20 protein-coding genes are annotated in these 20,805 nt (G+C 64.4%); 8 read left to right on the top strand and 12 right to left on the bottom strand.

Features of this window, described 5'->3' with window-relative positions; all coding sequences use genetic code 11:
* Positions 1–24: 24 nt before the first annotated feature.
* The gene (locus tag EN862_RS26565; RefSeq protein ID WP_127866461.1) at positions 25–870 is read left to right on the top strand and encodes an aldo/keto reductase; all 846 of its coding nucleotides are present in this window, start codon (positions 25–27) and stop codon (positions 868–870) included.
* Positions 871–964: 94 nt separating this feature from the next.
* Positions 965–1,723, top strand: coding sequence for an MBL fold metallo-hydrolase (locus EN862_RS26560; protein WP_245519698.1), 759 nt, complete (start codon positions 965–967; stop codon positions 1,721–1,723).
* 5 nt (positions 1,724–1,728) lie between these two features.
* Here EN862_RS26560 and EN862_RS26555 read toward each other — a convergent pair whose 3' ends face one another.
* The 3 genes from EN862_RS26555 to EN862_RS26545 all read right to left on the bottom strand — a co-directional run bounded on the left by EN862_RS26555 (position 1,729) and on the right by EN862_RS26545 (position 3,465).
* A complete protein-coding gene (locus EN862_RS26555) occupies positions 1,729–2,298 on the bottom strand; it encodes a TetR/AcrR family transcriptional regulator (RefSeq protein ID WP_127866459.1) in 570 nt (189 codons plus the stop codon).
* A 10-nt stretch (positions 2,299–2,308) separates the two neighbouring features.
* Positions 2,309–2,773 (bottom strand): nuclear transport factor 2 family protein, encoded by a 465-nt coding sequence (locus EN862_RS26550; RefSeq protein ID WP_127866458.1) that lies wholly within the window; start codon positions 2,771–2,773, stop codon positions 2,309–2,311.
* Between the two features lie 101 nt (positions 2,774–2,874).
* On the bottom strand, positions 2,875–3,465 hold the full coding sequence (locus tag EN862_RS26545; RefSeq protein WP_127866457.1) for a helix-turn-helix domain-containing protein: 591 nt from the start codon (positions 3,463–3,465) through the stop codon (positions 2,875–2,877).
* A gap of 279 nt (positions 3,466–3,744) precedes the next feature.
* On the opposite strand from EN862_RS26545, the gene EN862_RS26540 reads away from it, so the two are divergent.
* On the top strand, positions 3,745–4,545 hold the full coding sequence (locus EN862_RS26540) for a DUF3313 domain-containing protein (protein WP_245519697.1): 801 nt from the start codon (positions 3,745–3,747) through the stop codon (positions 4,543–4,545).
* A gap of 13 nt (positions 4,546–4,558) precedes the next feature.
* On the top strand, positions 4,559–5,206 hold the full coding sequence (locus tag EN862_RS26535) for an isoprenylcysteine carboxylmethyltransferase family protein (protein ID WP_127866456.1): 648 nt from the start codon (positions 4,559–4,561) through the stop codon (positions 5,204–5,206).
* Here the strand turns inward: EN862_RS26535 and mutS are convergent, their stop codons facing one another.
* Positions 5,207–7,945 carry a DNA mismatch repair protein MutS gene (gene mutS, locus EN862_RS26530; RefSeq protein WP_127866455.1) on the bottom strand — a complete coding sequence of 913 codons (2,739 nt, stop codon included), beginning with the start codon at positions 7,943–7,945 and terminating at the stop codon, positions 5,207–5,209.
* 166 nt (positions 7,946–8,111) lie between these two features.
* Between mutS and EN862_RS26525 the strand changes: the two genes are divergently transcribed.
* Positions 8,112–9,299 carry a glycosyltransferase gene (locus EN862_RS26525; protein ID WP_127866454.1) on the top strand — a complete coding sequence of 396 codons (1,188 nt, stop codon included), beginning with the start codon at positions 8,112–8,114 and terminating at the stop codon, positions 9,297–9,299.
* Positions 9,300–9,436: 137 nt separating this feature from the next.
* Positions 9,437–11,716: an NADP-dependent malic enzyme gene (locus EN862_RS26520; protein ID WP_127866453.1), complete on the top strand. Its 2,280-nt coding sequence runs from the start codon at positions 9,437–9,439 to the stop codon at positions 11,714–11,716.
* 95 nt (positions 11,717–11,811) lie between these two features.
* Here the strand turns inward: EN862_RS26520 and EN862_RS26515 are convergent, their stop codons facing one another.
* The 3 genes from EN862_RS26515 to EN862_RS26505 all read right to left on the bottom strand — a co-directional run bounded on the left by EN862_RS26515 (position 11,812) and on the right by EN862_RS26505 (position 15,272).
* The gene (locus EN862_RS26515) at positions 11,812–12,942 is read right to left on the bottom strand and encodes a porin (protein ID WP_127866452.1); all 1,131 of its coding nucleotides are present in this window, start codon (positions 12,940–12,942) and stop codon (positions 11,812–11,814) included.
* A gap of 372 nt (positions 12,943–13,314) precedes the next feature.
* Positions 13,315–14,010 (bottom strand): antitoxin Xre/MbcA/ParS toxin-binding domain-containing protein, encoded by a 696-nt coding sequence (locus tag EN862_RS26510; protein ID WP_127866451.1) that lies wholly within the window; start codon positions 14,008–14,010, stop codon positions 13,315–13,317.
* A gap of 269 nt (positions 14,011–14,279) precedes the next feature.
* Entirely contained in the window at positions 14,280–15,272 is a 993-nt protein-coding gene (locus tag EN862_RS26505) for an adenosine kinase (RefSeq protein ID WP_127866450.1), read from the bottom strand.
* Between the two features lie 277 nt (positions 15,273–15,549).
* On the opposite strand from EN862_RS26505, the gene EN862_RS26500 reads away from it, so the two are divergent.
* Both EN862_RS26500 and EN862_RS26495 read left to right on the top strand, forming a co-directional pair.
* On the top strand, positions 15,550–16,461 hold the full coding sequence (locus EN862_RS26500) for an EamA family transporter (RefSeq protein ID WP_127866449.1): 912 nt from the start codon (positions 15,550–15,552) through the stop codon (positions 16,459–16,461).
* Positions 16,462–16,553: 92 nt separating this feature from the next.
* A complete protein-coding gene (locus tag EN862_RS26495; RefSeq protein WP_127866448.1) occupies positions 16,554–17,249 on the top strand; it encodes a sulfate transporter family protein in 696 nt (231 codons plus the stop codon).
* On the opposite strand, the gene EN862_RS26490 is transcribed toward EN862_RS26495, so the two are convergent.
* The 5 genes from EN862_RS26490 to EN862_RS26470 all read right to left on the bottom strand — a co-directional run bounded on the left by EN862_RS26490 (position 17,246) and on the right by EN862_RS26470 (position 20,763).
* On the bottom strand, positions 17,246–18,058 hold the full coding sequence (locus EN862_RS26490; RefSeq protein ID WP_127866447.1) for an oxaloacetate decarboxylase: 813 nt from the start codon (positions 18,056–18,058) through the stop codon (positions 17,246–17,248). The genes EN862_RS26495 and EN862_RS26490 overlap by 4 nt on opposite strands.
* Before the next feature lie 79 nt (positions 18,059–18,137).
* Complete coding sequence (locus EN862_RS26485; protein WP_127866446.1) at positions 18,138–18,992, bottom strand: hypothetical protein; 855 nt, start codon at positions 18,990–18,992, stop codon at positions 18,138–18,140.
* Positions 18,993–19,056: 64 nt separating this feature from the next.
* Complete coding sequence (locus tag EN862_RS26480; RefSeq protein WP_127866445.1) at positions 19,057–19,716, bottom strand: HAD family phosphatase; 660 nt, start codon at positions 19,714–19,716, stop codon at positions 19,057–19,059.
* A complete protein-coding gene (gene dut / locus EN862_RS26475) occupies positions 19,716–20,201 on the bottom strand; it encodes a dUTP diphosphatase (RefSeq protein ID WP_127866444.1) in 486 nt (161 codons plus the stop codon). Before dut ends, EN862_RS26480 begins: the two co-directional genes overlap by 1 nt.
* Positions 20,202–20,292: 91 nt before the next feature.
* Positions 20,293–20,763: an Lrp/AsnC family transcriptional regulator gene (locus tag EN862_RS26470; RefSeq protein ID WP_127866443.1), complete on the bottom strand. Its 471-nt coding sequence runs from the start codon at positions 20,761–20,763 to the stop codon at positions 20,293–20,295.
* Between the last annotated feature and the right edge of the window lie 42 nt (positions 20,764–20,805).

Genomic DNA, 20,805 nt, shown 5'->3' with positions numbered 1-20,805 from the left:
ATCCGGGCCCACGCGGAGAAAGCCATGCCGTCACCAGTCAGAACCCTCAAGCTGCCGTCCGGCGAGGCCGTTGCGGTGCTGGGCCAGGGCACCTGGAAGATGGGCGAGGACCGGCGCCGCCGCACCGACGAGGTGGCGGCGCTGAAGCTCGGGCTCGATCTCGGCATCACGCTGATCGACACCGCCGAAATGTATGCCAGCGGCGGTGCCGAGGAGGTGGTGGCGGAGGCGATCGCCGGACGCCGCGACGAGACCTTCCTGGTCTCCAAGGTGCTGCCGTCGAACGCCTCGCGCGCCGGCGTGAAGCGCGCCTGCGAGGCCAGTCTGAAGCGGCTTTCCACCGACCGGATCGATCTCTATCTGCTGCATTGGCCGGGCAGCGTGCCGCTGTCCGAAACCGTCGAGGCCTTCGAGGCGTTGAAGGCCGAAGGCAAGATCCGCCACTGGGGCGTCAGCAATTTCGACACCGACGAAATGGCGGAGCTGGTCAGCTTGGCCGCTGGCGGCAACGTCCAGACCAATCAGGTGCTCTACAACCTGTCGCGGCGCGGCCCCGAATTCGATCTGGCCCCATGGTGCGCGGAGCGAGGCATCCCGCTGATGGCCTATTCGCCGGTGGAGCAGGGCGCGCTGGCGCGCAATGCGCGGCTGGAGGCCATTGCTGCCCGGCACAACGCCACCGCGGCGCAGATCGCGCTCGCCTGGGTGATGGCGCAGCCGGGCGTCATCGCCATTCCGAAGGCCACCCGGCAGGAGCATGTCCGCCAGAATGCGGCCGCGCTCGACATCAAGCTGACGCCTGAGGATTTCGCCGATCTCGACCGCGCCTTCCCGCCGCCGACGCGCAAGCGCGGGTTGGAGATGATCTAGCCGAAAACCCGATCCGGATTTGCGACTGAACTGAGAGCAGGCATTGGAACGAATTTCAGCCGGACGTCATCACACGACTTATAAAATCGGCGACTTGACCGTCACCTCGCTGCGCGACGGTTATGTCGACATGCCGGTCCGGCGGCTGCATAAGCCGGGAGGCGAGCCCTTCGGCGACGATCTCCCTCCGCAGGTGCCGCTCTTCGATGGCGCGCTCAGATTGTCGGTCAATGCCTTTGCCATCGACGACGGCCGTGAAATCACGCTGATCGATACGGGGTCCTCGAATGCCTGGCATCCGACAATGGGGTTCCTGCCGCAGGCGCTGAGCGAGGCGACGATCGCCATCGATCGGATACGCACGGTTGCGTTCACCCACACCCATCTCGACCACATCCACGGGCTCGTCCGTCCGGATGGGAAGGACGGCTTTCCGCAACTCTCTCGCCTGCTTGTCCCTCGAGCCGAGCTCGACATGTTCCGGTCGGTAGCGAGGTTGAGCCGCTTCCATGACCGAGCGCAGCCTTTGGATCCCGGGCAGCGTCTGAGCGCGAATATCGAGGCCGTCGCCGCTCCCGGCCACGAAGTCGGCCATACCGGCTTTCGTGTCACGAGCGGCGGCGAGACTTTGCTGGTCTGGGGCGACATCGTGCATGCGCCGTCGCTTCAGTTCGAGCGGCCGGAGGTTGCATGGGAGTTCGACGCCGACCAGGACCAGGCGCGGACAACCCGGTTGCGCATTTTGGCGCTTGCCGCCGACAATGCCTGGTGCGTTGCCGGAGCGCATCTCGATTCACCAGGCGTCGGCCGGGTTTCCCGAACCGGGATAGGCTTCCGCTTCGAGCCTCTGTAGGAACGTTACGTCTTGACCGGCAGCCCAAGCCGCACCCGCAGTCGCCGCAAGGCCCTTGAAAACACATCGAGGTCATTGGCGGCGCGCGCAAGCGTGAGGGCGCCCTGGATGGCAGCGACAGCCTCCTCGGCCAGCTCGTTGGCCTCGTCCGGTCGGTGTCCGGATCGCGCCAGCGCATCGGCGAGATGCGTGACCCAGCGGCCGAAATAGTCCCTTATCTGGCCGGCGAAGAGATCGCGCGATTCGTCCAGCGCGAAGGCGCCGATCAGGCAAACGCGCCGTCCTGATCGGAAATAACTGTCCGTCGCCTCGAGCATCTGCTCGATCCCGGCCAACGGATCGGCGCTGTCGCGCAACGGCGCAAAGACATTCTCCTCGAACCAGCCGTCGATATGGGCAACGACGGCTCTCGCCATCTCTTCCTTGCCGCCGGGAAAAAAGTGGTAGAGGCTTCCTTTGCCCAGCCCCGTAGCTTCGCCGATCAGGGCCAGGCTGGCGCCCTCGTAGCCATGCTCGCGAAAAACCTCGGCAACGATCGCCAGCAACTGGTCGCGATCTGGCGCGATGCGCCGCATCCAATCTCCCCTAGAGCCCGAGTTCGGAAAGGCCGGGATGGTCATCCGGCCGGCGGCCGAGCGGCCAGTGATATTTCCGCTCGCGCTCGGCGATCGGCAGGTCGTTGATGCTGGCAACGCGGCGGCGCATCAGCCCGGCTTCGTCGAACTCCCAGTTCTCGTTGCCGTAGGAGCGGAACCAGTGGCCGCTGTCGTCGCGCCATTCATAGGCGAAGCGCACCGCGATGCGGTTGTCGTTCCAGGTCCAGACCTCCTTGATCAGGCGGTAGTCCAGCTCGCGCGCCCATTTGCGCTTGAGGAAGCCGACGATCTCGCCGCGGCCAGAGATGAATTCGGCCCGGTTCCGCCAGACGCTGTCCTCGGTATAGGCGAGCGAAACCCGTTCCGGGTCGCGGCTGTTCCAGGCATCCTCCGCAAGGCGCGCCTTTTGCGCCGCCGTTTCGGCCGTGAAGGGCGGCAATGGCGGACGGCTCATGGGATCTCCTGTCGGTTCGATTGTCGATCACCCACATTGTACCGATCGGTACAATGTGTCAACACGGCTTTTGTTCTTTGCGACGCCTCGAGCGACTTGACTTATCGAATCTCGGTTTTCAGCCTTTCAAAGGCATCCTGGACATATCCTTCCAGCGGATGCCTGGCATGTTGCTGCTGCCATGTCTCCACGGCCAGACGCAACGCGACGACCGTCACCAGGGCGACCAGTCGCAGACTGTCGCGGGCCTGGTCCGGCTGCAACTCGCACAACCCGTCGAAAATGGCTTGCTCAAACTGCAGGTAGCCCGTGTGCCTGCGCGAGCGCAGCGTCTTGCTCTCCCGCATGATCTTGGCCGTCGCCATCATTGCTGCCCCTTGGAAGCTGCCGATGATTTTGAGCAACGCATCGCGGGCAATGTCGATCGCCGTTCCCGTGGGTGGCTCGGCAAGGATCGATGCTTTGACCGCGCTCGCGTGGTTGCCCAGCGATGCAAACAGCACCTCGTCCTTGGTCTTGAAATAGTGGAAGAACGTCCGGCGCGAGATGCCGGCGGCGGCGGCTATCTCGTCAAGCGTGGTCGCGTCATAGCCATTGGCCAGGAAAGCTTTCAGGCCGGCGTCGGCGATGCGGCGGGACCTTTCCCGCCGCTTCCGCTCGCGCAGGCCTTCGGGTTTTGGCGCGTCGTTCATGGAGCGCTCCTGCCATGACCGTTCCTCGGATGCGACAAGAATTTTGGCGCACATTCAAGCCCCGTCATTGCGCCTCGCCATAATGACGCCATCAATTTATTGCACTGAGTGCAATTATTGACACTCCCCAACACGCCCGCCGGGCACACCCATGCAGAGGCATCCATGGCAGCTTGCTTGCGTTCCCGTCGCGGGGCTCACATCGGTCGCGGCCTGGCCGATCGGCACGCTTGCCGCGCCGACCACCGTATAATATGGCCATTTGTGCTGGTCTTGAGCGTGCTCGCGGTCGGCTGCGCGTCCGCGCCGCTGGATCAGGTTGGCTCGCTGCAATCCTATGACGAGCTGAAACCGTCGGACGGTTGGCTGGCCCGCTCGCTGATGCGGGTGAGCAAGGACGACGTGCTCGCGGCAAAAACCGTCCGGATCATTCCGACGGGCTTTTCGCAGCCCGCCGCCGGAAAATCGACATTGACGCCGGCGCAGCGCAGCCTTGTCATCAACGCCGTCGACAGAACACTCTGCTCCGGCCTGAGCCAGCGCTTTCAAGTGGTCGCCCTGACCGAGCCGGCCGACCTGACGGTCCACGCGATGGTAACGCATGCGACGCCGACGAATGCGCTGGCGGTAGGCGTTTCGAAAGTCGCGTCCACGGCGGTTTCCGTCGCGCTGCCTGAAATGCATGTTCCGGTACCGCGCCTGCCGATCGGATTGGGCAGCCTTTCGCTTGAAGCCGAAGCGGTTGGCGACAACGGCAAGCAGGCGGCGGCCATGATCTGGGGGCGTGGCGCGAACGCCCTGCTGGATTCGGGCCGGGTCGCCCGCGAGGGCGATGCCTACGACCTGGCGGCGAAGTTCGGCCACGATTTCAGCAAGCTCCTGGTCACCGGCAAGACGCCCTTCGGCACGCTGCCGTCGCTCCCGACCAGGGACGAAATGCGCGCCATGGTCGGCAGGGAGCCGAAATACCCTGCCTGCAAGGCATTCGGCAAATCACCCGGACTGGTCGGCTTCGTCGGTGATCGGATGGGATTGCCGCCGGCCTGGACCGACAGGGGAGCCGCGGTGCGCACCGACTGAGGCGACGAGGCAAATGCAGAAGAAGTCCCCGATGCCGCTTTCCGCGACGGTTTTTCAACAGGGCAGAAGGATCCGTTTCCTTTGGCTGGCTGCTCCCGTCGTCCTGGCGCCGGCCCTGCTTGCCGAAAGTGCGTGGCCACAGGGCAGCCCGTTTCGCGAAATGCTTGAATTTGCGGGTACCGTGCTGATCCTCATCTGCATCGGCGGCCGCTGCTGGGCATCGCTCTATGTTGGCGGACGCAAGAACCGTGAGCTCGTCACGACCGGCCCCTATGCCTATACGCGCAACCCGCTCTATTTCTTCTCGGCGCTTGGACTGGCAGGCGTCGGGCTGACATTCGGGTCGCTGATCCTTTCGGCGGTTCTCTTTGTCTTCACCTGCCTGGTCTTTACCTATGTCGCGACGCGCGAAGCGACCGCGCTGGACGCGATCTTCGGCGAGGCCTATCGGCGCTATCGTCGCAGCGTGCCGGCCTTCTTTCCCCGTCTGCGGCGCGATGACGACGACGTCCTGGGCCCGTCTCCCGTCACGTTCGACGCAGTGGCGCTGAAGCGGACCGCCATTGACGGCTCCTACTTCCTTGCGGCGATACTCGCGGTCGAATTGCTCGGCTGGCTCCGGTCGGCAGGGCTGGTGACGCCGATGTTCCGATTGTTTTGATTACCGGCTCGCCAGCCCCTTCAGCCGGTAGAGCGCCTCCAGAGCCTCGCGCGGCGTCATCTCGTCGGGATTGATCGCGCCGAGCGCTTCGCCCAGCGCATCGCTTTTCGCCGGTTTCGGCGCTTCGCGTTTCACCGCCACTGAAAACAGCGGCAGGTCGTCGACCAGCCGGTTGGTCTTGCCCGAAACCTCGCCCTCTTCCAGCTGATGCAGCACCTCCTTGGCACGGGCGACGACCGCTTCCGGAAGGCCGGCCAGCCGCGCCACCTGCACGCCGTAGGAGCGGTCGGCCGCACCCTTGCCGACCTCGTGCAGGAAGACGACGTCGCCTTCCCACTCCTTGACCCGCATGGTGACGTTATGAAGCCGGGGCAGCTTGCCGGCGAGCGCCGTCATCTCGTGGAAATGCGTGGCGAAAATCGCCCGGCACCGGTTCTTTTCGTGCAGGTATTCGACCGCCGCCCAGGCGATCGACAACCCGTCGAACGTCGCCGTGCCGCGGCCGATCTCGTCGAGGATCACCAGCGCCCGCTCGCCGGCCTGGTTGAGGATCGCCGCCGTTTCGACCATCTCGACCATGAAGGTCGAGCGGCCGCGCGCCAGGTCGTCCGAGGCGCCGACGCGCGAGAACAGGCGATCGACGACGCCGATATGGGCGCTTTTCGCCGGCACGAAGGAGCCGGTCTGGGCAAGGATGGCAATCAGCGCGTTCTGCCTGAGGAATGTCGATTTACCGCCCATATTGGGGCCGGTGAGCAGCCAGATGGCGCCGGCCTTGGCGCCGCCCTCGGGCGAGAGGTCGCAATCATTGGCGACGAACGGGCCTTCGCCGGAACGCCTGAGCGCCTGTTCGACCACCGGGTGGCGTCCGCCAACAATCTCGAAGGCGAGGCCGGAATCCACCAGCGGCCGGCACCATCCCTCGCTTTCGGACAAGAGCGCCAACGCCGCCGACACGTCCAGAGCCGCAAGCGCTTCCGCCCCGGCGCGGATCCGCTCGGCCTCGGCCACCACTTCCGCCGTCAGCCGATCGAAGGCGGCGAGCTCGATGCTCAGCGCCCGGTCGGCGGCGTTGGCGATCTTCGATTCGAGCTCCGCCAGCTCCGTCGTGGTGAAGCGCATGGCGTTGGCCATGGTCTGGCGATGGATGAAGCGTGCCTTGGCGGCGTCGCTGCCGGTCATGACCGCGTGGTGGTTGGCGGTGACCTCGATGTAATAGCCGAGCACATTGTTGTGCCGGATCTTCAGCGAGCGGATGCCGGTTTCCTCGATCAGCGAGCGTTCCAGACCGGCGATCACTTTTCGCGATTCGTCGCGCAGCGCCCGCATCTCGTCGAGCTCGGCATTGTAGCTCGACCGCACGAACCCGCCGTCGCGCTTGATCAGTGGCAGCTCGTCGTCGAGCGCTTCGCTGAGATGGCGGGCGAGCGCCTCGGGCAAGGCCTTGATCGCGGCCAGCGCCGAAGCGAGCTCGGCGGGCAGGGAGGCCGCCGCGAACAATTCGGCGATCGCGCCCGCCGCTTCGAAGCCGGCGCGCAGCGCGCCCAGGTCGCGCGGTCCGCCGCGGTTGAGCGCCAGCCTGGACAGCGCCCTCGGCATATCGGCGACGCTTTTCAGGCTCGCCCGCAAGCCTTGGCAAAGCCGTGTCTCGGAGCGGAAGAACGACACCGAATCCAGCCGGGCGGCAATCGCTGCCGGGTCGGTCAGCGGCGCCATCAGCCGGTCGGCGAGCAAGCGCGCCCCGCCGCCGGTCACCGTACGGTCGATCGCCTTGAACAGCGAGCCGTCGCGGCTGCCGGACAGCGTGCGCAGCAGTTCCAGGTTAGCGCGCGTCGCCGGGTCGATGAACAGCGTCGAGCCCTGCTCCTCGCGCTCGGGCCACGACAGCGGCGGGCGTTCGGCTTTTTGCGTCTTTTCGACATAGGCGATGGCGCCCGAAATCGCCGACAATTCGGCGCGCGAGAAGGTGCCGAAACTGTCGGGCGTCGCGACCTCGAAGAAGCGCGCGATGCGGCTTGTGGCGGAAGCTGAATCGAACAGCGAAGGCGGCTGCGGGTTGGCGACCCGGCCGAGCACATCGAAGACCGGCCTGAGCTCCGGATCGTGGAACACCGGCTCGGCAACGATCAATTCGCGCGGGTCGACGCGAAAGATGTCGGCAAGCAGCCGCTCGCCGCTCGTCTCGGCAACGCGGAACGCGCCGGTCGAAATATCGATCCAGGCCAGGGCGAAGCTCGCCTGGCTGGCAGCGGCGCCGCCAGCCTTGACGCGGCCGAGCGCCATCAGGAAACTCGATTCCGAGGGCGCGAGCAGCTTGTCCTCGGTGATGGTGCCCGGCGTGACCAGCCGCACCACGTCGCGGCGCACCACCGATTTTGAACCGCGTTTCTTGGCTTCTGCCGGATCCTCGATCTGCTCGCAGACGGCGACGCGAAAACCCTGCGCGATCAGCTTTCGCAGATAGTCGTCCGCCGCATGCACCGGTACGCCGCACATCGGAATGTCGTGGCCCTGGTGCTTGCCGCGCTTGGTCAAAACGATGCCAAGGGCCTGGCTCGCCTTCTCCGCGTCGTCGAAGAACAGCTCGTAGAAATCGCCCATGCGGTAGAACAAAAGCGAGTCAGGGTTTGCCGCCTTGATCTCGATATATTGCTCCATCATCGGCGTGACGCCGCCGGTGGCGGGCGCAGGCGTCGTCGTCTCCTGGGCGTCGTTGTCTGTCGGCATGTGCATGTTCATGCCGGGACGCTAGCAGAAGTGGCAGCCCGGTTTAATGCCGGCGGCGCGAAAAGCAGGGGAAGACTGGGCGGTTGCGCCATCAGCAGGACAGGGTGCGCAAGGCATGTTGCCTCATGAGGTCGGCCGACATATGGATCGTCCGGGCCCATGAGAACATGGTGGGGCGATGAAGAAGGACGGGCACGAGACGTTCGAGGAAATGGTCGGTCCCGCCGGCTCGCCGTTCGGCCGTATTCGGCTTCTTGCCTCCAACCGGGCCAACCGAACCAGAACCAAGATCAAGGCGTGGACACGGATACGGCTGCCCTTCATCCTTCCGGCACGCGGGCCGATCTCGGGCCTCGATGGCAGCATCGACATGCCTCTCCACATCTTCAGCCGCGATCCGTTGATCCTCTATGTACCTGTCGGCGGCAGGCGCCCTCTCTACGCGCTCGCCGCCTTCTGCCGACGCCTTGCGCCACGGCGCGCTACCTTCCTTCTGATGCCGAACTGGACGCTGGAACGGCCGGCCGTCGTCGAGCAGATACGCAAGGATCTCGCCTGGTTCGCCAAGGTTTGCCCCAAGCACGAGCTGATCTTTCTCTGCAACACAGAGGAAGAGCGACGCCTGATTGCAGGCGTTGGCGGCAATGCGATCTTCTCCAATCACAATCTGATGATCTCGGAAGACGTCTTCCGGCCGCTGCCGGACGTGCCGATCGAGTACGATGCCGTCTGCAACGGCCGCATCTCGCACACCAAGCGGCACTATCTCGCCTTCGAGATCGAAAGACTGGTTCATGTGACGTCCTCGATCGGCGAATTGCCGCCGGCCGGCGACCGCGCCTTCCTTCGCCGCCTGCAGGCGCAATCGCCGCTTCACAGCATCGCCAATCCGCTCATTGATGGCCTGCCCGGCCGGCTGACCTCCGGCGAGGTCAACCGCGTCTACAACCAGGCCGCGGTCGGGCTCTGCCTGTCGGCGGTGGAAGGGGCAATGTATTCCAGCATGGAGTATCTGCTGGCCGGGCTGCCGATCGTCTCGACACCGAGCATCGGCGGCCGCGACGTCTATTTCGATCCGGACTACTGCATCATCGCGGAGCCGGAGCCGCCCGCGATCCGCCGCGCGGTCGAGCGGCTTCGCGACCGGGCCATACCGCGGGAGGAGATTCGCGGCCGCACGCTAGAAAGGGTAAAGGCGGAACGGTTGGAACTGATGGTCTATCTCTCGGCGCTCAAGCAACGCATGGGAAGCGATGATCCTCCCTTATCCGAGTGGCCGTTCGCCGGCACTTCTGGGCTGACGCGCTGGGCCCAGGTGCGCGAGCACCTGCGCGAGATCGAGGCGATACAATCGGGCAAGATTTGACTGTCGACGGCAGCGCGGAGGAACGCTGTCACTAGTTCGCTTGGCGGTTTACAGCGGCCGAGTATGGCCTTAAGCGGTAGTTCAAAAGAATGCGCTCGCCTAAAGAGCGCGAATTGGTGAGGAAAACGTCAGGTATCATGGCCAGGAAAACCGAAAGCAGCGGCCCCTCCGTCAGTCCCGAGGAGGCGCTGGAATTCCATGCCATGGGGCGGCCCGGCAAGCTGGAGATCGTCGCCACCAAGCCGATGGCGACGCAACGCGATCTGAGCCTCGCCTATTCGCCGGGCGTTGCCGTCCCCGTGCGCGCCATCGCCGAGGATCCGAGCCGCGCCTTCGATTACACGACGCGCGGCAACATGGTCGCCGTCATCTCCAACGGCACCGCCATCCTCGGCCTCGGCAACCTCGGCGCGCTGGCCTCCAAGCCGGTGATGGAAGGCAAGTCCGTGCTGTTCAAGCGCTTCGCCGATGTCGATTCGGTCGACCTTGAAGTCGATACCGAGGATGCCGACGAGTTCGTGAACTGCGTGCGCTTCCTCGGGCCTTCCTTCGGCGGCATCAATCTCGAGGACATCAAGGCGCCGGAGTGCTTCATCATCGAGCAGCGGCTGCGCGAATTGATGGACATCCCGGTTTTCCACGACGACCAGCACGGCACGGCAATCATCTCGGCCGCCGGGCTGATCAACGCGCTGGAGATCACCGGCCGCGACATGAAGACCACCAGGATGGTCTGCAACGGCGCGGGCGCGGCCGGCATCGCCTGTATCGAACTGATGAAGGCGATGGGCTTTGCGCCGGAAAACATCATCCTGTGCGACACCAAGGGCGTCGTCTATCAGGGCCGCACCGAGGGCATGAACCAGTGGAAGTCGGCGCATGCGGTCAAGACCGAGGCGCGCAGCCTTGCCGAGGCGCTGGACGGCGCCGACGTCTTCCTCGGCCTGTCCGCAAAAGGCACGTTGACCCCCGCCATGGTGCAGTCGATGGCGAAGAACCCGATCATCTTCGCCATGGCCAACCCCGATCCGGAAATCACGCCGGAGGAAGTCGGCGAGATCCGAACCGACGCCATCATGGCGACCGGCCGCTCGGACTACCCGAACCAAGTCAACAATGTGCTGGGCTTCCCCTATATCTTCCGGGGCGCGCTGGATGTGCGCGCCACCACCATCAATGACGCGATGAAGATCGCGGCGGCCAGGGCGCTGGCCGAGCTGGCGCGCCAGGACGTGCCGGACGATGTCGCCGCCGCCTATCAGGGCAACCGGCCGAAATTCGGCCCCAACTACATCATCCCCGTGCCGTTCGACCCACGCCTGATCTCGGCGATTCCGCTGGCCGTGGCCAAGGCGGCGATGGAATCCGGCGTCGCGCGCAAGCCGATCCTCGATCTCGACCGCTATGCGCAGGAACTGTCCGCCCGCCGCGACCCGATCGCTTCGACCTTGCAGCGCATCTACGACCGCGTGCGCCGCCAGCCCAAGCGCATCGTCTTCGCCGAGGGCGAGGAGGAGCAGGTGATGCGCGCCGCGGTCTCCTATGTGAACCAGAAACTCGGCACGGCGATCCTGCTCGGCCGCGACGACATCATCAAGGACAACGCCCGCAATGCCGGCATCGATCTCAACAAGCAGGGCATCGAGATCATCAACGCCAGGCTGTCGCGCCGCAACGGCATCTACACCGACTATCTCTACGAGCGCATGCAGCGGAAAGGCTTCCTGTTCCGCGACTGCCAGCGCCTGATCAACAACGACCGCAACCATTTCGCCGCCTGCATGGTGGCGCTGGGCGACGCCGACGGCATCGTCACCGGCGTCACCCGCAACTATTCCACCGCGCTGGACGACGTGCGCCGCATCATCGACGCCAAGCCCGGCCACCGCGTGATCGGCGTGTCGATCGTGCTCGCGCGCGGCAGGACCGTGCTCGTCGCCGACACCGCCGTGCACGACATGCCGAACGCCGAGCAGATCGCCGACATCGCCGAGGAGGCCGCGGGCTTTGCCCGCCGCATGGGCTACGAGCCGAGAATTGCCATGCTCGCCTATTCCACCTTCGGCCATCCGCAGGGCGAGCGTTCCGAGCGCGTGCAGGAGGCGGTGCGCATCCTCGACAAGCGCCGCGTCGATTTCGAGTATGACGGCGAGATGGCCGCCGACGTGGCGCTGAACCCGCGCTCAATGGCGCAATATCCGTTCATCAGGCTCACCGGCCCGGCCAATGTGCTGATCATGCCGGCATTCCATTCCGCCTCGATCTCGACCAAGATGCTGCAAGAACTCGGCGGCTCGACCGTCATCGGCCCGCTGCTGGTCGGCTTGAACAAGCCGGTCCAGATCGTCTCGCTCAATGCCAAGGATAGCGACATCGTCAACATGGCGGCGATCGCGGCCTATACGGCGGGGAATTGACCAGCAGCCGGCGCGTCAAAGGCCCTGCTTAGGATCAAACAAAAAGGCCCGCGGCATCTGCCGCGGGCCCTTTCCGTATGAGGTGGTGGGTTCGATCAGAACGAGCGCTGGAAGCGGACGATGCCGCCGACGCTGTTTTTCTTGTCGGCCTTGGTCCAGTTGAAATCGTCGGCGTCGCCGAACTTGCCGTCATGGACATAGTCAACTTCGGTAGTGATCGTGAAGCCGGGAACGATCGTATAGGCTATGTTTGCCGCGACGGCGGCGTTCTTGGCATCATCGGCCGAGACCTGGAGGTTGAACGAGGTCTTCTCGTTGAACTTGTAGGTGCCGCCGCCCCAGACAGCCCAGTTGCCGCCCCACGGCTTGTAGAAGCCGCGGCCTCGACCTGGGATCGCATAGGCCGGATCGTTGAGATTGTCGTCGGTACCATAGCCGCCCATGATGAACAGCGACAGCTCTTTGCTGACATTGACATCCAGGCGGACCTTGCCCGCTACTTCCTCGTAATTGCTGTCATAGGCGACGACGCCGGTGATCGCACCCCAGTCGCCCTTGTACTTCAAGCCGCCGACCACATGGGGAACATAGCTGTCGATCGTGCCGGAAATGCCCGTCGAGCCCGTAGTGTCCGAGCCTTCTTCGAGCGAAATCACGCCCGTGATGCCGCTGCCGGCGTCGAAATAGTAGCTGACAACGTTGGTATCTTTCTGGCCGTAATGGATCAGCGTGTCCTGAATGACGTTGCCGGCGTAGCCGATAAACGCGTCATACGGCGATTCATCCTTACCGACTCGCAGTCCGCCGAGCTGGATCCAGGCGAAGCTCAGCGAAACACTCGTGGCGCCGCCGTTCGGAAAATTGAATTTGGTCTCGGTGTAGGTCTTCAAAGTGCCAAGCTCGGTTTCCTGGCCGGTCCAGGTCTTCAGGTTGAAGCGGGCGTTCTTCTTCCATGTGTCCTGGGCATCGCCGTCCTCATGGTCGGTGGCCGTGCGGCCGTCGAACGAGCCGACATCGCCCACGCCGGCGTCGTAGCGGACATAGCCGCCGACGCGCAGGCAGGTCTCGGTGCCGGGGATGTAAAAGTAGCCGGCGCCATAGACGTCGCAGATCTTCACGTATTCGGCCGGTTCTGGCTCGGCGACGGTCACCGCGTCGGCGGCGCGGGCGCCCGAAACTGCGATCAGGGCCGCAGCGGAGCCGAGAAGAAGGCTCTTGATGTTCATTTTCTTGAATCTCCAGTCAAAGGTTCAAGACAGGCCTGACATGCCGTTCGGCTTCTGCCACCCCCGTCCCCATCGTTGAAAAAGTACGCGCACCGGCGCCGCTTCTTCGCTCTGGACATGACTTAATCGGTCGTCACGTACAACAGAGATTGTGTCGGAAAAGCGTCTTTTTGAATCTTATAAAGGTCTTGTTGCCCAAAATATCACGTCATATATTTGTAAAATTGGGACAGATTGCACAATTTATACAATCGAAACGCCAAGAAATTCCGAGAATGTGCCAAATGTGCCAATTATTACAGTTATATCACACTTAATTATCCGGCTAAACTCTGTCGCGCGGTTGCGCAGAAAAGGTATCGCCGGAACCGCTCAGGACACGGTGCGCGCGGCGCGGACCACGTCCGCGACCATGTCTTCCCTCAACATCTCGATAGGGACGCGGCCGCTAAGCTCGGGCGCGGGGCGGGTCAGCCAGAACCAGGCGAGCCTCGGATTGGCGATCGCCGACAGCACGTCGCTGATTCCCAGGACCGGCCTGCCGTCGACGAACTGGGCCAGTGGGAAGACATGTTTGCGGCCGCCCTTGCGCAACGCGACGACCTCGCCGCGCCTTTGCCAGCGATGCAGTGTCGAGCGCGGGATGCGCAGCTTCTCTTCCAGATAGGTCGAGCCGGCGACCTCGCCGGCCCAATCCTCAAGCAGCATCGATTGAAGATCGGCCGCGCGTTCCGCGATATTTTGAAGCCTTCCCGCCTCCGGCACGCGCCCGGAGGCCTGATCGGACACCGTCGGACCTCCGCTTGCTATTCTCTCCGGCATCATGCGGAAGAACTCGGAGATGAGCGCGGTCCAATCACCCTTGAAGGGTTCGATTGCATGGCGCTGCGCCGGCGGCAGAAAGGGGAGGGCGGCCGCCACGCTGCCAGCGAGCGCGCTGGCTGAGACCAGGGCCTGCGCATCCAGCAGGACACCTTGCTGCATCAATGCCTGCCGCACGGCTTCGGCCACTAGGCCTGCCAAGGTCTCTTGCGAAATCCCCTCGGGCGGGGTCTGAAGTCTGGTCATGCGTTCGTCTTGTGGCCCGCGCTCCTCCCCAGGCGCCGGCGGTTGCCGAAATTCTATCGCGGAAAGCACAGATTGCGGCGGCAACGGACGCCGCGGCCCGGCAGGTTGCTGGCTTGCATCTTCACACCCCTGGTTTGGCGTGCCGAAATGTCAGTCGCGGAACGCCTCAGCTTGCGTGTAGGGGCGCTCTGTGACAGGGGCGCGACAGAAAGGCCGAGTTGGAGCCTGCTCGCGATGACGCTGAACGCAACCTGGCTTCGCTGGACTGCTTAGAGCAATCCCGCTTGCTCGGCCTCTCGACGCAGGTTCTGGCGCGGGCGCGGGCCGATCTGCTGGATCACCAAACCGGCCGCCAGCGAGCCGAGGTCGCCGCACTCCTTGAGGCTGCGTCCGGTCGTGTAGCCGTAAAGGAAGCCGGCGGCATAGAGGTCGCCGGCGCCGGTCGTATCGACCAGCTCCTTGATCTTTGTCGCCTGGATGGCGACGGTCTCGTCGCCGCGCACGATGACCGAGCCTTTCTCGGAACGGGTGACGGCGGCTATTCTGCAATCCTTGCGGATGGCGGCGAGCGCCTCCTCGAAGGAAGCGGTCTGGTAGAGCGACTTGATCTCATGGCTGTTGGCAAAGACGATGTCGACGGTGCCGGAGCGCATCAGCTCGAGGAACTCGTCGCGGTAGCGGTCGACGCAGAAGGAATCCGACAGCGTCATCGACACCTCGCGGCCGGCCGCATGTGCCAGCCTTGCAGTCTGGCGGATAGCCTCCTTGGCGCGTGGCGGATCCCACAGATAACCCTCGAAATAGGTCACCCTGGCGCCGGACGCCTTGTCTGCCTCGACATCCTCCGGGCCAAGCTCGACGCAGGCGCCGAGATAGGTGTTCATCGAACGCTCGCCGTCTGGCGTGACGAAGATCATCGAGCGCGCCGTCGGCGGCTGGCCTGTAAGCGGCCTGGTGTCGAAGGCCACGCCCTGGGCCTGGATGTCGTGCGTATAGATCTCGCCCAACGAATCGTTGGAAACCTTGCCGAAGAAGGCGGCCCGTCCGCCGAGGCTGGCGACGCCGGCCGCCGTGTTGCCGGCGCTGCCGCCGGAAGCCTCGATCGCCGGCCCCATGCGGCTGTAGAGCAGTTCGGCGCGCCTGGCGTCGATAAGGTTCATCGCGCCCTTGATGATGCCGTTGGTCTCGAGAAAAGCCTCGTCGCATTGCGCGATGATGTCGACAATGGCATTGCCGATGCAAAGCACGTCATATTCCGGCATCAAAATCTCCGCCAAGAACCCACCCGGCTATCTGGCATGCCGGCCGGGCGCGGGTCTAGCGAGTCGCCGCTGCTTTGCCTACCCCGAAAATCGCCATCGGCTTCCGCGGTGCCGGCCTCGGCGCCGATTGTTCGCCGGCTGCGGCAGCGTTCGCGTCGAACTGGCCCACAACAGTCGCGATCCTGACGGCTAAGGTTTCATCTTGGTGGAAACATTTCCGCGGCAGCGCGGGCTAGAAGGCGACCGACGGCAACAGGCTGAAGGGTGCGAACCACGAATGTCCGAAAAGACCGAAATGTCCGCCGACCTTGCGCTGCTCGGCGTCCTGGCGGTGCTGTGGGGTGCTTCCTACACCTTCATCAAGATCGGCGTCGAGACGATCCCGCCTGTCACCTTCATCGCCGCCCGGGCCGTGATCGCCGGGGCCATTCTGTTCACCATCATTCGCTGGCGCGGCCTTGCCATGCCTGCCGACGCGGTAACGTGGCGCCGGTTCGCTTTCCAGGCCTGCCTTAACAGCGTCGTGCCCTTCACCCTGATCGCCGCCGCCGAGCGCTCGGTCGATGCCGGCCTTGCCACCATCCTCAACTCGACGTCGCCGATCTTCACCTTCCTGCTGACGGCGTTGATCACGCGCCATGAGCCCGTCACGGCGCGCAAGCTCGTCGGTGTCGGGGCCGGCATCGTCGGCATCTGCCTCATCATCGGCACGGAGGCGCTTGGCGGGCTTGGCCGTCAAATGTGGGCGCAGCTTGCGATCGTCATCGCGACGGTCTCCTATGCCGGCGCGGCGATCTTCGGCCGCGGCTTCAAGGGCCTCGATCCGATGATCCCCGCCGCGGGTTCGATGCTTTGCGGCGCGGCGATGCTCGTGCCGCTCAGCCTGATCGTCGACCGGCCATGGACGCTTGCGCCGTCGGCGGCATCGATCCTGGCCCTGCTTGGGCTGTCGGTCTTTTCGACGGCGCTGGCCTTCGTCATCTATTTTCGCTTGATCCACACGCTGGGCTCGGTCGGCACCACCTCGCAGGCCTATCTGCGCGTGCCGATCGGCGTCGGCATCGGCGCCGTCTTCCTGGGCGAAAGCCTTGGACCGACGGCCTGGGTCGGCATGGGTTTCGTCGTCGCCGGCGTTGCCGCGATGACGATCCCCGCCCGACGCGCCGGAGCGATCCCCGGAAAAGCGTGAACCGTCGGCGACGATCTCGCCTTGCAGTTGCGCCGCTCTCTCTCGCCGCCTATCTCGGGGGCGTCGTTTCTCGATGAGGGGTTCTATCCGCCGTGATCCTGGACGCTGCCCGCGCCGCCGCCAGCCGGCTGTTCTCGCCCGAATTCCGTTCCGTCTTCCTCAAGACGCTGGGGCTGACGCTACTCGCTTTGCTGGCGCTGTGGGTTGGCCTGGAAAGCCTGCTCGAATGGCTGGCCTGGCCGTGGCTGCAGACGTTGCTGCCGGGCCTGCCATCCTGGGCCGGATGGCTCAGCGCCATCATTGCCGGCATCGTGCTGGCGGTGGGGATGGCTTTGCTCATCGCCCCGGTCACGGCGATCGTCGCCGGTCTGTTCCTCGACGATGTCGCTGAAGTGGTCGAGCGTACCGACTATCCCAACGATCCGCCCGGCCGCGCCGTGCCGGCGCTGCATTCGCTTGTGCTGGCCATCAAGTTCTTCGGCGTGGTGGTCCTCGGCAACATCGTCGCGTTGCTCTTGCTTCTGGTGCCTGGCATCAACATTGCCGCCTTCTTCGTCGTTAACGGCTACCTGCTTGGCCGGGAATTCTTCGAATTCGCCGCCATGCGGTTTCGCCCCGAGGCCGAGGCCAAGGCGCTGCGCCGCAAACATGCCGGCACGGTGTTCCTGGCCGGATTGGTCATCGCGGTGTTCCTCGCCGTGCCGCTGCTCAACCTTCTGACGCCGCTTTTCGCGGCCGCCATGATGGTGCATCTGCACAAGGCTGTTTCGGCGCGAAAGCCGATCTAGTCCTGCTCGGCCGCGCCGCCGCGAAACAACGCCTGCAACTTGCCGAACGGCATCGCCGCGCTGGTGAAGCCGAACGTGCCGTCCTGCTGGATTTCGCGCGCCGCTGTTTCCAGCATGCCATAGGCGAAATTGGTCAGCCACGGGCCGAGCGAGATGCGCTTGACGCCGGCCATGGCGAGGTCGGCGATGGTGAAGCCCGGCCGGGCCATCACATTGACTGGACGGCTCACCGACGAGCAGATCGTGCGCACCATTTCGACGTCGCTGATGCCGGGCGCATAAAGCACGTCGGCGCCGGCCTTCTCGAAGGCCTGCAGCCGCTTGATGGTGTCGTCGAGGTCCGTCTTGCCCCACAGGAAATTCTCGGCCCGCGCAGTGAAGACGAAATCGTGCTTGAGCGCCCGGGCCGCCTCGACGGCGGCCGCGACGCGTTCGGTCGCCAGCGAGAAATCGTAGATCGGGTTGGCGCGGTCGCCCGTGTGGTCCTCGATCGAGCAGCCGGCAAGGCCTGCGGCCTCCGCCGCGAAGATGGTTTCGGCTGCCTGCTCGGGGCTGTCTCCCTTGCCGCGCTCCAGATCGGCCGAAACCGGCAGGTCGGTTGCCGCGGTCACGTCGCGGCAATGGTGGATCATGGCCTCGAAGGTCACGGCGCCGTCCGGCAGGCCGCGCGAGAAGGCGAAGCCGGCGCTGGTCGTGGCCAGCGCCTTGAAGCCGAATGAAGCGAGAAGCTTTGTCGTGCCGACGTCCCAGGGGTTGGGCATGACGAAGGTGGAGGCATGCAGATCGCGAAAAATCTTGCCCTTGTCCATGGCGGGTCCTCAATCATGAGCGGGGTCGTGCGAGGAATTTATCGCGTGGGCCGGGGCCGGGCAAATAAATGCGTTTCCTTCAGAAGCGTTTCTCGTTCTCTGCTGACAATTTCTCGAAGGCATCGGAATTCCGGACATAGCGCGACTTGGCCTTGTCCCAACGATAGGTGACGGAAATGTCGTGAGAGCTGGCCTTTGGCGATACCTCGTCGCAGCTTTCGCCGCTCGGCACCGTCGCGTCCGTCACCGTGGCCTTGATGGGCGCATAAGACTTGTGGCCACTGAGACTCCGGAAAGTCGGGTTCTGCGTGCGCCTATAGGCGCAGTAATTCTCGTCGAACGTATAGATCGCGTCGATCAGCGAGAAGCGGTCGTTGTGGACCATGATCAGCATGGTGCCGGCATAGCCCTGGTTCGAGTTGAAATGCGTGCTCGTGGTCACGATGGCATCGTCGCCGGCGGCGATCGAAACTTTGGCAGGTTCGCGAAAAGAGGTGAGCCTGTCGACTGCGACATTCACAGCATCGAGCAGCTTTGGCTTGCCCGCCAGGTCGTAGAGCGCCAGCACCGCGAAACCTTCGGCGCTGTCCTGCGACTGGCCGAGGTCGAGAAGCATCGCCAATCGGTCCTTGCCGCCGGCCTTGACGGCGAGCACCGCAGCGTTCGGCAGGTTGACGGTCTCGGGCGGCGAGCCGCCCTCTTCGCCGCCGAGGATGTCCCGCACATCGATTGGGGCGCTGCCGTCGTAGAAGCCGTTGGCGCCTGCCTTCAGGTCGGGGACGACCATCTTGGCAAGATCGAGATAGGTGACGTCCTGACGACCTCCGACAGCGCTGCTCAGTTCCGGAAAGCTGACGTCCTGGGCCAGCGCGGCCGCCCACAGGCACGGCAGCAGCAGGCAGGCGAGCATGAAACGGCATAGTATGGAAATCACGGACCGCACCCCCTCGGATGCGCTCACGCTAGCACGGCGTTTTGCGGTGCGCAGCCGGGTATGATCAGCGGATCGGCACCAGCTTGGCCAGGTCGCGCATGTCGTCGAACAAGATACCGCCGGCTGCTGCCAAGCCATCGCGGTCGGTGAGCGGATCGGCGTGGTAGGAGAACACACGCATGCCGGCGGCAATGCCCGCTTGCGTTCCCGCGACGCTGTCCTCGATGACGATGCAATCGGCGGGCGCGAAGCCCATGGTCTTGGCCGCATGCAGGAAGAGATCCGGGAACGGCTTGCCGCGCCCGACCATGGTGGAGGAGAACATGGCGTGCTCGAACAGCGGCAAAAGCCCGGTTTGGCCGAGCGTGATGTGCATCTTCGAAACCCGCGCCGAGGAAGCGACGCAATAGGCGATGCCGGCGGCGCGGACGGCCTCGACGAACTCGCGCACATAGGGAATTGCCTCGACGCCGTGCGAAAAGAGATCGGGCAGGCCAGCATTCCAGCGCTCGACGAAGTCGGCGCCGAGCCGGACCGCTGTCGTCTCCTCGATCTCTTTCTGCACCGAGGCCATGCTGCGGCCGGAAAAGTTCTTGCGACAATATTCGAAGTTCGTCGTAAACCCGGCGGCGCTCAGCCATTCAGCGAGGCGCCGATTGGCAAGGTTTTCCGTATCGACCAAAGCCCCGTCGCAGTCGAAGATGACCAGTTTTGGAACTTGCATTAGACGGTGCCGGTGGACCCGAAACCGCCTGCGCCGCGCGTCGTGCCGCCGGCCAGCGCGCGCTCCTCGACCTTAACCTGTGTCACGGCGGCAAAGACGATCTGGGCGATGCGCATGCCGCGCGTCACCGCGAAATCCTCGTCGCCGAGATTGACCAGCAGCACTTTCACCTCGCCGCGATAGTCGCTGTCGACGGTGCCGGGCGAGTTGAGGACGGTGAGGCCATGCTTGAAGGCAAGGCCCGAGCGCGGCCGCACCTGGCCTTCCATGCCTTCGGGGATTTCCAGGACCAGCCCAGTCGGCACCAGCGCGCGTTTCCCCGGCAGGATCAGCAGCGGCCGGTCTTCCGGCACGGCGGCCCGCAAATCCATGCCTGCCGCGCCGGCGCTCTCATAGGCCGGCAGAGGCAGGCCCTCGCCATGCGGGAGCCTGACGAAACCGACGGCGGGGCCGATGACGGAGGTAGGATAGAGAGCGGTGCGCATGAGCCCATTCCTATCGGCGCGAATGCCGATTCGGTCAACTCGGGATCGGGACCTATCAACGGCTTTCTTTCGCTTCGGGTTCCGCTGCCCGTCAGCGCAGTTCCACCGGCACCACGGTCGTCTCCTTGATCTCCTCCATGACGAAGGAGGCCGAAACATCCGACAGCGCCACCTTGGCGATCAGCCGCTGGTAGAGGCGGTCATAGGCCTTCACGTCGGCGACGCGAGCCCTCAGCACATAGTCGAGGTCGCCCGACATGCGGTAGACGCCGGTGATCTCGGCGAAGCCGGTGACTGCCGCGCGAAACTTCTGCAGCCAGTCCGGGTCGTGGTTGGAGGTGCGGATCAGGATGAAGACCGAGAGGCCGAGCCCCAGCTTGTCGGCATCGACGAGGGCGACGCGGCCGGTGATCACGCCATCCTCCTCCAGCCGCTTGACGCGCCGCCAGCAGGCATTGCGCGAAAGCGCTACCCGCTCCGAAAGCTGGTCGACCGAAAGCGTGCCGTCGCGCTGCAGCTCGGCCAGCAATCTTCGATCAATCTCATCGATATCAGCCGACATATTGGGATAAATGTCCCACCAAACAGCCAAAAGCAAGGACAA

Origin of the sequence: Mesorhizobium sp. M2E.F.Ca.ET.219.01.1.1 (assembly GCF_004016445.2) — a bacterium.
In the GTDB taxonomy this organism is placed as follows: Bacteria; Pseudomonadota; Alphaproteobacteria; order Rhizobiales; family Rhizobiaceae; genus Mesorhizobium.
This window is presented reverse-complemented; position numbering and strand designations above follow the sequence as displayed.

Coding starts and splice junctions, on each gene's coding strand:
- EN862_RS26565 (WP_127866461.1), top strand. CDS start 25: ATGCCGTCACCAGTCAGAACCCTCAAGCTGCCGTCCGGCGAGGCCGTT.
- EN862_RS26555 (WP_127866459.1), bottom strand. CDS start 2,298: ATGCGGCGCATCGCGCCAGATCGCGACCAGTTGCTGGCGATCGTTGCC.
- EN862_RS26550 (WP_127866458.1), bottom strand. CDS start 2,773: ATGAGCCGTCCGCCATTGCCGCCCTTCACGGCCGAAACGGCGGCGCAA.
- EN862_RS26545 (WP_127866457.1), bottom strand. CDS start 3,465: ATGAACGACGCGCCAAAACCCGAAGGCCTGCGCGAGCGGAAGCGGCGG.
- EN862_RS26535 (WP_127866456.1), top strand. CDS start 4,559: ATGCAGAAGAAGTCCCCGATGCCGCTTTCCGCGACGGTTTTTCAACAG.
- mutS (WP_127866455.1), bottom strand. CDS start 7,945: ATGAACATGCACATGCCGACAGACAACGACGCCCAGGAGACGACGACG.
- EN862_RS26525 (WP_127866454.1), top strand. CDS start 8,112: ATGAAGAAGGACGGGCACGAGACGTTCGAGGAAATGGTCGGTCCCGCC.
- EN862_RS26520 (WP_127866453.1), top strand. CDS start 9,437: ATGGCCAGGAAAACCGAAAGCAGCGGCCCCTCCGTCAGTCCCGAGGAG.
- EN862_RS26515 (WP_127866452.1), bottom strand. CDS start 12,942: ATGAACATCAAGAGCCTTCTTCTCGGCTCCGCTGCGGCCCTGATCGCA.
- EN862_RS26510 (WP_127866451.1), bottom strand. CDS start 14,010: ATGACCAGACTTCAGACCCCGCCCGAGGGGATTTCGCAAGAGACCTTG.
- EN862_RS26505 (WP_127866450.1), bottom strand. CDS start 15,272: ATGCCGGAATATGACGTGCTTTGCATCGGCAATGCCATTGTCGACATC.
- EN862_RS26500 (WP_127866449.1), top strand. CDS start 15,550: ATGTCCGAAAAGACCGAAATGTCCGCCGACCTTGCGCTGCTCGGCGTC.
- EN862_RS26490 (WP_127866447.1), bottom strand. CDS start 18,058: ATGGACAAGGGCAAGATTTTTCGCGATCTGCATGCCTCCACCTTCGTC.
- EN862_RS26480 (WP_127866445.1), bottom strand. CDS start 19,716: ATGCAAGTTCCAAAACTGGTCATCTTCGACTGCGACGGGGCTTTGGTC.
- dut (WP_127866444.1), bottom strand. CDS start 20,201: ATGCGCACCGCTCTCTATCCTACCTCCGTCATCGGCCCCGCCGTCGGT.
- EN862_RS26470 (WP_127866443.1), bottom strand. CDS start 20,763: ATGTCGGCTGATATCGATGAGATTGATCGAAGATTGCTGGCCGAGCTG.